This window comes from [Actinomadura] parvosata subsp. kistnae, from assembly GCF_900323885.1.
Taxonomy (GTDB): domain Bacteria; phylum Actinomycetota; class Actinomycetes; order Streptosporangiales; family Streptosporangiaceae; genus Nonomuraea; species Nonomuraea composti.
In genome coordinates, this window is sequence record NZ_OOHJ01000005.1 from 374,617 (window position 1) to 387,783 (window position 13,167).

Consider the following 13,167-nt stretch of genomic DNA (forward strand, 5'->3'; position numbering starts at 1 on the left):
AAGATCGGATTTTTCGCCCCATGGACGGCGAGAGCCCTGGACACGTCCCCAGCCGGCCGTGTCCAGGGCTGTCATGCCGTCAGCGCTGCAGGGTCAGCAGGCCCGGCCGGTAGGGCAGCAGGCCGTAGTCGCCGCCCGAGCTGGGGCTGCGCCCCTGGTAGAGGAGCTGCAGGTTGCAGGGGTCGACGGTGAAGGTCTGGTCGGCGCTGGTGCGGATCAGCTCACCGTGGCTGATGTCGTTGGTCCACGTGGCGCCGCTGTTGGCCTTGCCGGCGAACGGGTTGCTCTCGGTCGCGGCCTGCGGGGTCCACGAGCCGTTCAGGCTGGTGGCCGTGAACGAGCGGAAGTAGCGGCCCTGCGCGCCGATCGCCTCGACGAGCATGAGGTACTTGTTCTGGTCCTTGAGCTTGTAGACCTGAACGGCCTCGAACAGGTTGTTCGTCGAGTCGCTCATGATCACCGTGGACGTCGAGCCGAAGCTGCCGGGGAAGTTCCCGATCGGCATGCTGGCCCGGTAGATCTTGCCGTTGTCCCCGGCGAAGAACAGGTACATGTTCGTGCCGTCACCGATGACGGTCTGGTCGATGGGGCCCGTCCCCGAGCCGGAGATGCTGCCGGAGAACAGCGTCTGCTGCGCCGACCAGCCGTTCGGGTTGGTCGGGTCGGTCGAGGTCCGGTACGAGAACGCGGTCCCGCCCCACTGGTAGGCCAGCACCCAGATGTTCTTCGGCGCGAAGTAGAACAGCGTGGGCGCGACCGTGGAGTTGGTCATGGCGTTCTGGCTCGCCGTGGCCATCTCCGACCAGTTGGTGAAGGGGCTGAAGTTCATGGAGCCCCACCGGGTGCCGGTGTCGTGCGTCGTGGCGTAGACGAGGTGCTTGCCGTTGTAGGGGGCCACGGTGAAGTCCTTGAGCGAGACCCAGCCCGCCTTCGGGGTGGCCAGGGGCCCGGTCGAGGTCCAGCGATAGGACGAGGGCAGGTCGCACTGGCCGGGGTTGCCGGTGCCGCCGTCCACCTTGACGAGCTGCCACTGCTGGTTGGTGCCGCCCCAGTCGTCGTACTGGACGATGTTGCCGCCGTCGGCGGTCGAGGCGCCCTGCACCTCCAGCGCCTTGTTGCTGTTGCGGTTGATGAAGCGCACGTAGCCGTCGGAGCTGTCGGCCAGCCGCCACTGCTGGTTGGTGCCGTTCAGGTCGGACCACTGGACGATGGAGCCGCCGTTGGCGGTGGAGAAGTTGTAGACGTCCAGGACCTTGCTGGACAGGCGGGACTTGATCCGGTAGTAGCCGCCGCCGGAGTCGACGAACTGCCACTGCTGCTGGTTGCCGTTGTTGCGGGTCCACTGCGTGATGCGGGCCCCGTCGTTGGTCGCCAGGTTGTAGACGTCCAGGGCCTTGCCGCTGTTGCGGTTGACCAGGACGTACCAGGCGGTGGTGTCCACGGTGGCCGCGTTCGCCGGCTGCGTCTGCAGGCCGATGAACAGGCTCGCCAGTAAGGTGGCCACCGTCGCGAGGACGGTCAGGGATCTGGATCTCACGTGTGTGCCTTTCCTGTCAGGGGGTGGTGAGGTCGAAGCGGCGCACGGTCACCGCTCCGCCGAGGGACTGGGTGGCGTAGTTGAAGATGCCGAAGCGGTAACCCATGAAGAACTGCCAGGCGTTGTTCAGCGTGAACGCCGGGCCGAGACTGACGAACGTGGTGCCGTCGGTGCTGTAGGAGAAGCGGGCCGTTCTGCCGGAGCCGGGCCGGATGTCGGCGTTGACCCGCAACCAGATGCGGCCGCCCGAGATGTTCGCGCCCGCCGCCTCGGTGCCGGTGCCGGTGGTCTGCCACGAGCCGTTCATGGTCAGGCCGTTGGTCATCACCACCCGGTTGACGCCGTTGTCGCGCTTGACGCCGATCCAGGCCGACTGGTCGCGCAGCATCGCCAGGCCGGCGCGGTCGCCGTTGGCCATCTGCGAGTAGTCGAGCTCGATCGTCGCCGTGGACGACGGGCCCTGGATGCGGTGGGTGAGCGTGTTGCGGGCGTTGTAGAGGTCGTTGGTGACGGTCGCGGTCTGCAGGCGCAGGCCGTTGCCGGTGGAGTAGCGGCTGGTGTCGGGGTTGTGGTTCCACTCCCAGCGGTGGCCGAGCGTGGGCGAGGTGAACGTGTCCGGGCCGATCATGGACGCGACGGTCTTGCTGGTCTGGATGTTCGGCTTCGGGTACGTGGCGCCCCAGCCGCCGTTCACGGTCTGGATCGTCGGCCAGTCGCCGGACCACGTGATCGGCGCGAGCGCCGGCACCCGGCCGCCGGGATAGGCGTCGACGAACGACATGTAGTACCAGTCGCCGCCCTGCGTCTGGACGAGGCCGCCCTGGTGCGGCACGCCGCCGCCGGAGATGGGGCCCGGCATGTTCAGCAGGACCTGCCGCATCTCGTACGGGCCCCACGGAGAGGTGGAGCGCAGCACGTACTGGCCGTTGGCGGGGCGGGTCAGCCAGATGTAGTAGTAGCCGTTCCGCTTGTAGAAGCGGGCGCCCTCCAGGGTGCCGACGCTGCTCGGCGTCTGGAACACCTGCTGGCTGCGCACCTGGCTGAGCCCGTCGGCCGAGAGCTGGGCGACGCTGATCGTGGTGTTGCCGTAGGCGACGTACATGGTGTCGTCGGTGTCGACCAGCAGGCCGGCGTCGTAGTAGCAGTTGTTGATCTGCGAGCGCTTGGTCCACGTGCCGTCCACGGCGGACGCCGTATAGACATAGGTCCGGTTGAACTCGACGCAGCCGATCCAGTAGTAGGTGCTGTTGCTGGGCCGGTAGTTCAGGGTCGAGGCCCAGATGCCCTTCACGTACGCCCGGCCGCCGTTGAGGTCGTAGGCGCTGGAGCCGAAGTCGAGCCTCGGCACCGAGTGGCCGGCGTACTCCCAGTCGACCAGGTTGTACGAGCGCAGGATCGGCGCGCCCGGCGAGTAGTGCATCGTCGAGGCCGAGTAGTAGTAGGCGTCGCCGACGCGGATGATGTCGCCGTCGGCGAAGTCCTGCCAGACGACCGGGTTGTTGTAGGTGCCGCCGCCGGGATCGGGGTTGCCGCCGCCCATGGGCACGAGCTGCCACTGCTGGTTGGCGCCGCCCCAGTCGTCGTACTGGACGATGTTGCCGCCGTCGGCGGTGGAGGCGTTCTGCACTTCGAGAGCCTTGTTGCTGTTGCGGTTGATCAGGCGGACGTGGCCGTCGGGGGAGTCGGCCAGCCGCCACTGCTGGTTGGTGCCGTTGTGGTCGCTCCACTGGACGACGCTCGCGCCGTTCGCCGTGGAGGCGCCGGAGACGTCCAGCACCTTGCCCGACAGGCGGGACTTGATCCGGTAGTAGCCGCCGCCGGAGTCGACGAACTGCCACTGCTGCTGGTCGCCGTTGTTGCGGGTCCACTGCGTGATGCGGGCGCCGTCGGCGGTGGACAGGTTGTAGACGTCCAGGGCCTTGCCGCTGTTGCGGTTGACCAGCACGTACCAGGCGTTCGGGTCGACCGTCGCCGCCGACGCCTGGGGCACGGGTAACAGGCCCAGGAGAAGCAGTGTCGAGAGCAGCGCGAGCACGCGTCTCACAGGAACCTCCAGAGGTTGTTGGTCGAGCCGTTGTCGTCGGCGAGCACCACCTGCGCGCCCTGCGACGTGCCGGCCAGGCCGAGGACCCGGCCGCCATTGGCGCACTGGATGCGGAAGGTGAAGCCGGAGGTGTGGCGCAGCCGCCAGCGGTGGTCGGCGGTGCCGGTGTCGCCCCACTGCACGACGCGCGACCCGGCGGCGCTGGCCCCGCCCTCCACGCCCAGCACCTTCTGGCTGTGGGAGACGCGCAGCCGCAGGTAACCGCCGGTGTCGACGATCGCCGTCCACAGGTGGTCGGCGGTGCCGGTGTCGCCCCACTGCACGACGAGCGCGCCGTCGGCCGTCGACATGCCGGTGACGCCCAGCACCATGCCGGTGCCGACGTTCTGGACGCGCCGCGCGCCGTTCGGCACCAGCCGCCACTGGTTGTCGGCGCCGCCGTTGTCGGAGTCCTGGACGGCCTGCGCGCCGTTGGCCGTCGAGCCGTTCTGGATGCCGAGCAGCTTGGAGCTGTTGACGTTGCGGATCTTGACGGAGCCGTCGCCCACGTCGGTGATCGTCCAGCGGTGGTCGGCGGTGCCGTTGTCGCTCCACTGGAGCACCCGGGCGCCGTCGGCGGTGGACATGTTCTCGACGCCGAGCACCTTGCCGCTGTTAGCGTTGCGCAGGCGCACCGCGCTGCCGTCGGCGACCGGGATCCAGTCGTGGTCGGCGGTGCCGTTGTCGGTCCACTGCAGGGCCAGGCCGCCGTCGGCGGTGGACATGTTCTGGATGCCGAGCGCCAGCCCGCTGGCCGCGTTGAGCAGCCGGAAGCTCGCCGCGCCCGTCCCGCCCTGGCCGCCGGTGTTCCAGTAGACGACGTAGTTGTGGGCCGAGGCGTCGTAGAACGGGCCCAGGCCGACGCTCGCGCCGTTCGCGGTGGCGGTGAAGGCCAGCGACGACGTGCTGGTCCGGGTGATCGACGATGGCGTCAGCGACGGGGCCGACGACAGCGACGTATTGCCGTAGTCGCCCGACAGCACGACCGGGCCGTAGACGGCGGCGGCCAGCGCGGCGTTGTCGTTGGCGGCCTTCATCACCACCCGCATGGGCAGCCGCACGGTCACGGTGTCGCCCGAGGCCCACGTGCGGGTGAGGTCGGCGTAGGAGCCCGGGGTAGTGGCCACGTCCTGCTGGACCCCGTTGACGCTGATCGTCGCGTCCTGCGTCCAGGCCGGGATGCGGATCCGCATCGACCAGGAGCCGCTCACGTCCCCGGTGACCTGCAACGACGTGGTGTCGCTCACCGGGTAGGAGGTCGTCTGGGTGACGGTGATGCCGCGCTGGCTCCAGGTGAGCGTGGACGGCACGAACAGGTTCACGAACAGCGTGGTGCCGTTGTGGAAGTAGATCGAGTCCATCAGCTTGGTGTTGGTCTCGATGCCGGTGCCCTGGCAGCACCAGAAGGAGTTGTAGTCCGTGCTCCAGGTGCCGCCGCCCCAGGCCGGGCCGACGCCGCGGCGCCCGCCGGGGTTGAGCGGCGTGAAGTAGGTGACGTGCCCGTGCGCGTCGGCCGGGTTCTGCTGGCCGAGCAGGTGGTTGAGCAGCGCGTTCTCGTAGAAGTCGAAGTAGTCGGCCCGGTTCGGCGACAGCAGCCACAGCTCGCGGGTCAGCTTGAGCATGTTGTAGGTGTTGCAGGCCTCGCCGGTGTCCCTGCTCAGGTAGGCGGCGATCGCGTTGGGGGCGCGGAAGTGCTCGGCCTGGCTGTTGGAGCCGTTGACGTACGAGTGCGCGCCGACGGTGATCGACCAGGCGTTGGCGGCGATGTCGCGGTAGCGGGTGGTGCCCGTCGCCTTGTACTCGCGGGCCGCGCCGATCCACTTGGGCACCTGCGTGTTGGCGTGCAGCCCGTTGAGCTGGTCCTGGCCGGCGGCCAGCGGGTTGAACACGGCCGCGTGGTCGAACCGCTGCGCCGTGGCCAGCCAGCGGGAGTCACCGGTCATCTGGTACAGGTCCGTCAGCACGGCGTTCATGCCGCCGAACTCGGTGCCGAGCATGGCCTGCATCTGGCTGGAGCTCAGCCGCGACGTGCGCGTGTCCACCCAGCCGGCCAGGGCCAGCAGGACGGTCCTGGCCTGGGTGTTGCCGGTCAGCCGCCACACGTCCAGGAGCCCCGCCAGGGTCTTGTGGATGCAGTAGTACGGCACGTTGCCGTTGCTCAGCGTGCGGTTCTCCAGGGCGGTGATGTCGGACTCGGGGAAGCCGGACAGGTAGCCCGCGGTGAAGCCGGCGGCGCCGTTGTTGGCCTGGCACTTCGCCAGCTCGGCGACCATGTAGGCGGCCTTGTCGCGGCAGGTGGTGTCGCCGAGCACGGCGTACGCCTGCGCCCACGCGGTCAGGAAGTGGCCCTGCATGTGGGAGCGGAACGGGAAACTGGGCGCGTCCCAGCCGCCGTTGGCCGTCGCGCCGCCGGTGGAGAGCCGGTGGTTGGCGCGGAAGACGTACAGCAGCCGGTCGACGTCGACGAAGCGCAGGTAGCTGAGCGTGCGGTTCTGGTTGTCCAGCAGGCGGCCGGAGGTCAGCCGGACCTGGCCGAGGTCGAACTCGTAGGCCGAGACCCCGATGTCGGGCCTGGCCCACGGCACCGCGGCCAGGGCGGGTGCGGCCAGGGCGGGTGCGGCGCCGGCCACTTCTCCGGCGACCGTGAGGGCGGCGGTCGCCCCCGCGGCCTGTAAGAGCCGGCGACGGCTCAAGGACATGGGAACTCCTTCGAGGTCGGGGCGCGGGCCCGGCCGCCGCCGGGCACGCGTTCACGAGGCCGGGCCTCGGATGGTCTGCGATGTGTTGTTAGCGCTAACATCCGGTCCTGCGGACAGCCGTGCGGCCGACTCCCTTGTGCGTTGTCGCGGAGTACATCCGACGGCCCGCCCTCACGTCAACGAGGGGCACCCCTCGCCACGTGGGCGGTCGCCGCCGGAACGGCGTCCCGCCTGGAGTTTCACGCCTCCGGGAGATCACGCCGCACTGCTGGTGACTGTGAAAGTTTCACAGAAGTTACTCGAAGGCAACAGGGTAAGTTGCGAAAGATCAGCGGTTAAGTTGCCGTCTCGGGAACGCGGTCATCCCGCGTGACAGGAGGGCTCCCTGCCCTGTGCTGGACCGATACCGCTCATCGATGGCCTGGGCGAGGGCCGGATCCGATCTTCGTTAAGTTTCTGGACCGGGCTCTGTTGACGAGCGGCAGTCAGAGCCTTACCTTCCTGCAAAGAGATGTTAACGCGAACAAACGGCCCGCGCTGCTAGCCGCCGCTCGCGCCAGGAAGCCGGCCCGCCAGGGCCGGCTGCTCACCCGCGCGCGCTCCGACGCCGCCGCCGACTCCCTCTCCCTGCCATGCCCGGACCGGCCCGCCCATCGGCGTGCCGCGCCCACCAGCCACTAGGAGGAGACATGACCCAAGGCCCGGCCGATCGGCGGGCGGCCGATCAGCAGGCGGGCCGTCGCCCGCTGAGCCGCAGAGCCGTCCTGGCCACGATGGGCGCTCTTCCGGTGCTCGCGGCCACGGCGACGCCCGCGGCGGCCGCCGCCGCGGTGGTCATCGACCCGTCGGCGCGGCGGCAGACGATCAGAGGCTTCGGCGGCATGGCCCACGCGGCCTGGATCGGCGACCTGACGGCCGCCCAGCGGGACACCGCGTTCGGCACCGGCGACGGCCGCCTGGGCTTCTCCGTGCTGCGGATCCCCGTCCCGGAGAACCAGGCCGACTGGAGCCGCGACCTGGCCACGGCGCGGCGCGCGGCCGAGCTCGGGGCAGCCGTCATCGCCTCGCCGTGGAACCCGCCCGCCTCGATGGTCGAGACGTTCGTGCGCGGCAGCCAGACCAACGCCCGGCGCCTGAAGTACTCCTCGTACGCCGCCTACGCCCAGCACCTCAACGACTTCACCACCCACCTGCGCAACAACGGCGTCAACCTGTACGGCATCTCCGTGCAGAACGAGCCCGACTACGCCCAGGAATGGACGTGGTGGACCGCCGCCGAGATGGTGCGCTTCTTACGGGAGAACGCCGGCTCGATCAGCACCAGGGTCATCGCGCCCGAGTCGTTCCAGTACCTGAAGAACATGTCGGACCCGATACTCAACGACGCCACCGCGCTGGCCAACGTGGACATCATCGGCGCCCACCTCTACGGCACCTCCTACGCCAACTTCCCGTACCCGCTGTTCAAGCAGAAGGGCGCGGGCAAGGAGCTGTGGATGACCGAGGTGTACTACCCCAACAGCACCGACTCGGCCGACCTGTGGCCGCAGGCGCTCGACGTGGGCGAGCACGTCCACCACGCGATGGTGGACGCCGAGTTCCAGGCGTACGTCTGGTGGTACATCCGGCGCAGCTACGGGCCGATGCGGGAGGACGGGCAGCTCAGCAAGCGCGGCGCCTGCATGGCGCAGTTCGCCAGGTTCGTCCGCCCCGGGTACGTGCGGATCGACGCGACGGCCAACCCGGTGTCGAACGTCTACGTCTCGGCGTACCAGGGCGGTGACGGCACGGTCGCCGTCGTGGCCGTCAACAAGGCGGCCTCCGCGGTGAGCCAGCAGTTCACGCTGGCGAGCGGCACCGCCTCCAGCGTCTCGTCCTGGGTGACGGACGCGAGCAGGAACGTCGCCGCGCAGGGCACGGCCGCCGTCTCGAACGGCTCGTTCACCGCCACCCTGCCCGCCCGCAGCGTGACGACGTTCGTGACCGGCGTGACGCAGACGCCCGGCGGCGGGATCGACACCACCGCCTGGTACGTGCTGGTCAACCGCAACAGCGGCAAGGCCCTGGACGTCTACAACCTGTCCACGGCCGACGGGGCCCGCATCACGCAGTGGACCCGCAACAACGGCAACCAGCAGCAGTGGCAGTTCGCCGACTCCGGCGGCGGCTACTACCGGATCAAGTCCCGCCTTTCGGGCAAGGTGCTGGACGTCTCCGGCTTCTCCACCGCCAACGGCGGCGCCGTCGTCCAGTGGACCGACCTGAACGGCACCAACCAGCAGTGGCGGCCGGCCGAGTCCGGCGGTTACATCCGCCTGATCAACCGCAACAGCGGCAAGGCGCTGGAGGTGCAGGGCGCCTCCACCGCCGACGGCGCCAACATCGTCCAGTACGACGACTGGGGCGGCGCCAACCAGCAATGGCAGCTCGTCCGGGTCGGCTGACCACCATCCCCCTAGGGAAGCGACATGTCTGACTTATCGCGAAGGCAAGTGCTGCGGTTCGGTGCGGCCGGAGCCGGTGCCGCCATGCTGCCGATGTGGCCGGCCACCGCCCACGCGGCCGCCTCCCCGGCGGGCGACCTGGCCCTGTGGTACGACGAGGGCGCCGGCACCGACTGGCTGCGCGCCCTGCCGATCGGCAACGGCCGCCTGGGCGCCATGGTGTTCGGCAATGTCGACGTCGAGCGGCTGCAGCTCAACGAGGACACCGTGTGGGCGGGCGGCCCGTACGACCAGAGCAACACCAAGGGCGCGGCGGCGCTGGGCCAGATCCGGCAGCTCGTCTTCCAGAACCAGTGGAGCCAGGCCCAGAGCCTGATCGACCAGAACATGCTCGGCAGCCCGGCGGGCCAGCTCGCCTACCAGACCGTCGGCAACCTGCGGCTCACCCTCGGCGGCACCTCCGGCGTCAGCGAGTACACCCGCCACCTCGACCTGACCACCGCCACCGCGGGCGTGTCGTACCTGCAGAACGGCGTCCGCTACCGCCGCGAGACGATCGCCAGCGCGCCGGACCAGGTGATCGCCCTGCGCCTGACCGCCGACCGGCCCGGCTCGATCACGTTCTCGGCGACGTTCGACAGCCCGCAGCGCACCACCCGCTCCAGCCCGGACGCGGCCACGGTCGCGCTCGACGGCGTCTCCGGCGACATGGAGGGCGTGGCCGGGCGGGTCCGGTTCCTGGCGCTGGCCAGGGCCGTCGCCACGGGCGGCACCGTCACCAGCTCCGGCGGCACGCTGCAGGTCAGGTCCGCCGACAGCGTGACCGTGCTGATCTCCATCGGCACCAGCTACGTCGACTTCCGCGACGTGAGCGGCGACTACCAGGGCATCGCCCGCCGCCACCTCGACGCGGCCGCCGGCCGCTCCTACGACGACCTGCGCGCCCGGCACGTCGCCGACTACCAGCGGCTCTTCAGCCGTACGACGCTCGACCTCGGACGTACCGCGGCGGCCGACCAGACGACCGACGTGCGCATCTCCCGGCACGCCACCACCGACGACCCGCAGTTCGCCGCGCTGCTCTTCCAGTACGGCCGCTACCTGCTGATCAGCTCCTCCCGCCCGGGCACGCAGCCGGCCAACCTCCAGGGCATCTGGAACGACTCGCTGACCCCGGCGTGGGACTCGAAGTACACGATCAACGCGAACCTGCCGATGAACTACTGGCCGGCCGACACGACGAACCTGTCCGAGTGCTTTGAGCCGGTGTTCAAGATGATCAACGAGCTGGCGATCACCGGCGCCCGCACGGCCCGCGTGCAGTACAACGCGGGCGGCTGGGTGACCCACCACAACACCGACGCCTGGCGCGCGACGTCCGTCGTGGACGGCGCCATGTGGGGCATGTGGCAGACCGGCGGCGCGTGGCTGGCCAGCCTCATCTGGGAGCACTACACCTTCACCGGCGACCTGGAGTTCCTGCGGCAGAACTACCCGGCGCTGAAGGGCGCCGCGCAGTTCTTCCTCGACACCCTCGTGGAGGAGCCGACCCTGCGCTACCTGGTCACCAACCCGTCGAACTCGCCGGAGCTGGCCCACCACTCCGGCGTCAGCGTCTGCGCCGGCCCCACGATGGACAACCAGATCCTGCGCGACCTGTTCAACGGCTGCGCCCAGGCGGGCCAGGCGCTCGGCGTCGACGCCGACTTCCGCGCGCGCGTCCTGGCCGCCCGCGACCGGCTCGCGCCGATGAAGACCGGCTCGCGCGGCAACATCCAGGAATGGCTGTACGACTGGGTCGAGACCGAGCCCAACCACCGGCACATCTCGCACCTGTACGGCCTGCACCCCAGCAACCAGATCACCAAACGCGGCACCCCCGCCCTGCACGCCGCCGCCCGCCGCACCCTGGAGCTGCGCGGCGACGACGGGACCGGCTGGTCGCTGGCCTGGAAGGTCAACTACTGGGCGCGCATGGAGGAGGGCGCCCGCGCGCACACGCTGCTGCGGCTGCTGGTGACCCCGGACCGGCTGGCGCCCAACATGTTCGACCTGCACCCGCCGTTCCAGATCGACGGCAACTTCGGCGCCACCTCCGGCATCGCCGAGATGCTGCTGCAGAGCCACAACGGCGAGCTGCACGTCCTGCCGGCCCTGCCGCCCGCCTGGCCGAACGGCAAGGTGCAGGGCCTGCGCGGACGCGGCGGCTACACCGTGGACGCCACCTGGAGCTCCGGCGCGGCCACCGAGATCCGCGTCACCTTCGACCGGGGCGGCACCGTCTACGTGCGCGGCCGCATGTTCACCGGCAGCCACCAGGTGACCGACGCCGCGACCGGCGAGGCCGTCACCGTCACCAGGCCGGAGACCGACGTCATCGGGCTGACCGGGCAGGCCGGGCACACGTACCGGATGACCGCCTCCGGGCCGCCGGCCGCCTACGTGCGGATCGCGAACGTCACCACCGGCCTGGTGCTGGACAGCGGCGGCAACGTCGCCTCCGGCTCGGTGCTCAAGCAGTGGAGCTGGGACGGCAGCACCAACCTGCAGTGGCAGCTCGTGGACCTGGGCGGCGGCTGGTACCGCATCGTCAACCGCACCAACGGCATGGTCATCGACAGCTGGGGCAGCACCGCCAACGGCGCCAGCGCCCGGCAGGCGGCCTGGAGCGGCGGCAACAACCAGCAGTGGCGGCTCAACAGCACCGGCAACGGCCGCTACCAGATCATCAACCGGGGCACCGGCACGGCACTGGACGGCATGGGCAACAGCACCGCCGGCTCGACGGTGGCCCTGTGGGCGCCGAACTCCAGCACCAACAACCAGTGGACCGTCACCGGTGTCTGAGCGAGTCAGGGCTGGAGCAGCACCTTGATCGCGCTCGGGTGACGAGGTCGGTGGCGCCGAACCGGCGGGCCGGCTCCTGCCGGGGCGAACCAGCCGGTGCCGAGCACGTCGGAGGCGGCCGGCAGGCCCGGCACCAGGTCCAGGTCCGGCATGCCGGGGGTCGCCACGAGCGTGCCGTCGGCCGGCGGGACCCGGGCGAGCTGCGACCGGGTGCCGATCGCGGTGCTTTGCCCTGCCCCCGCCACTCCCTGCCGCCGCTACTCCCCGCCGACCCGCGCGCTCAGCGCCGCGAGCGTGGCGGAGAGCTGGGGGTCCGCCTGGCCCGCCGCCTCCAGCGCGGCGCTCAGGGTCTCCTCGTACGTGCGGCTGGCCTCGGCGTGCCTGGCCCGGCCCGCCTCGGTGATGACGGTGTAGACGCCGCGCTTGTCGTCGGGGCACAGGTCGCGGTAGGCGAAGCCGGCCGCGTTCAGCCGGGCGACCAGTCGGGTCACCGAGCTCTGGTTGAGCCCGACCTTGTCGGCCAGCTCCTGCATGCGCAGCTCGCTGGCAGGGGAGGTGGCGAGGTGGCCGAGCGCCCGGTACTCCGACAGGCCGATGCCGTGGTGGCGCTGCAAGGCGGTGGCGAGCCTGCTCTCCACCCGGGCGTGCAGGAGCAGCACGCGGTGCCAGGTCGCGGCGACGTCCGGGACGGGCGGCGCGGCGGGGGCTTCGGAGGCCATGGGGATCTCCTCGTTCCAGGATCTTGAAGACCGGCTTGACAGAAGAATACATGTACATACATCATTCTGCCCGTCGGGCATCTACTTGCAGATACATACAAATAGGAGTCATGTGATGGCCTGGATCTACCTGCTCGTCGCCGCCGTCTTCGAGGTCGTCTTCGCCCTGGCCACCAACGCCACCGAAGGCTTCACGCAGCTCTGGCCGTCCCTGCTCACGGCGGGCGCGGCGGCCGGCGGCATCTTCTTCCTCAGTCTCGCCCTGCGCACGCTGGACGTCGGCGTCGGCTACACCGTGTGGACGGGCATCGGCTCCGTCGGCACCGTCGTGCTCGGCGCCGTCATCTTCGGCGAGCAGATCACCATCTGGAAGGCCCTCGCGTTCGTGCTGATCATCGGCGGCGTGCTCGGGCTCAAGCTCTCCGACCGCCTGTCCGCGAGCAAGCCGTCCGCCGCCTGACCCGCTCCCATAGAAAGGTTTCCGTACCATGGCCTGGATCTACCTGTCCGTCGCGATCGTCTTCGAGATCTGCTTCGCCCTCGGCACCAACGCCACCCGCGGCTTCACCCGCCTGTGGCCGTCGGTCTTCACGCTGCTGGCGGCGGCCGGCGGCATCTTCACCCTCAGCCTGGCCCTGCGCACCCTCGACGTCGGCGTCGGCTACACCATCTGGACCGGCATCGGCTCCATCGGCACGGTCGTGCTCGGCGCCCTCATCTACAAGGAGCGGATCACTCCCGCCAAGCTCGGCTCGTTCGCCGCGATCATCGGCGGCGTCCTCCTGCTCAAGCTCGCGGCGGGCGTCTGACCCGCTCCGGGACGGCTTGGTTCGATGGC

General features: G+C 70.0%; 9 protein-coding genes. 4 read left to right on the forward strand and 5 right to left on the reverse strand.

The genetic code is table 11. The annotated features are described in order from the left end of the window. Positions 1–79 precede the first annotated feature (79 nt). Genes KIS93_RS03085 through KIS93_RS03095 form a run of 3 tightly spaced genes read right to left on the reverse strand, consistent with a single transcriptional unit; the run spans position 80 to position 6,319 of the window. Entirely contained in the window at positions 80–1,504 is a 1,425-nt protein-coding gene (locus KIS93_RS03085) for a non-reducing end alpha-L-arabinofuranosidase family hydrolase (protein WP_222107213.1), read from the reverse strand. 49 nt (positions 1,505–1,553) lie between these two features. After that, positions 1,554–3,581, reverse strand: a complete 2,028-nt coding sequence (locus KIS93_RS03090) for an RICIN domain-containing protein (RefSeq protein ID WP_186403549.1) — start codon at positions 3,579–3,581, stop codon at positions 1,554–1,556. Beyond that, positions 3,578–6,319 carry a beta-L-arabinofuranosidase domain-containing protein gene (locus tag KIS93_RS03095; RefSeq protein ID WP_186403550.1) on the reverse strand — a complete coding sequence of 914 codons (2,742 nt, stop codon included), beginning with the start codon at positions 6,317–6,319 and terminating at the stop codon, positions 3,578–3,580. Before KIS93_RS03095 ends, KIS93_RS03090 begins: the two co-directional genes overlap by 4 nt. A 689-nt stretch (positions 6,320–7,008) precedes the next feature. Here KIS93_RS03095 and xynC point away from each other — a divergent pair. Beyond that, on the forward strand, positions 7,009–8,763 hold the full coding sequence (gene xynC / locus KIS93_RS03100) for a glucuronoarabinoxylan endo-1,4-beta-xylanase XynC (RefSeq protein ID WP_080037977.1): 1,755 nt from the start codon (positions 7,009–7,011) through the stop codon (positions 8,761–8,763). A 24-nt stretch (positions 8,764–8,787) separates the two neighbouring features. After that, positions 8,788–11,610 carry a glycosyl hydrolase family 95 catalytic domain-containing protein gene (locus KIS93_RS03105; RefSeq protein ID WP_080037978.1) on the forward strand — a complete coding sequence of 941 codons (2,823 nt, stop codon included), beginning with the start codon at positions 8,788–8,790 and terminating at the stop codon, positions 11,608–11,610. A 5-nt stretch (positions 11,611–11,615) separates the two neighbouring features. Here KIS93_RS03105 and KIS93_RS62925 read toward each other — a convergent pair whose 3' ends face one another. Further along, entirely contained in the window at positions 11,616–11,855 is a 240-nt protein-coding gene (locus KIS93_RS62925; RefSeq protein ID WP_080037979.1) for a hypothetical protein, read from the reverse strand. 12 nt (positions 11,856–11,867) lie between these two features. After that, positions 11,868–12,329, reverse strand: a complete 462-nt coding sequence (locus KIS93_RS03115; protein ID WP_080037980.1) for a MarR family winged helix-turn-helix transcriptional regulator — start codon at positions 12,327–12,329, stop codon at positions 11,868–11,870. A gap of 115 nt (positions 12,330–12,444) precedes the next feature. Here KIS93_RS03115 and KIS93_RS03120 point away from each other — a divergent pair, with 115 nt between their 5' ends. Together KIS93_RS03120 and KIS93_RS03125 are read left to right on the forward strand one after the other, a co-directional pair. After that, positions 12,445–12,789, forward strand: coding sequence for a DMT family transporter (locus KIS93_RS03120; protein WP_080037981.1), 345 nt, complete (start codon positions 12,445–12,447; stop codon positions 12,787–12,789). 28 nt (positions 12,790–12,817) lie between these two features. After that, entirely contained in the window at positions 12,818–13,138 is a 321-nt protein-coding gene (locus KIS93_RS03125) for a DMT family transporter (protein ID WP_080037982.1), read from the forward strand. Positions 13,139–13,167: the final 29 nt, after the last annotated feature.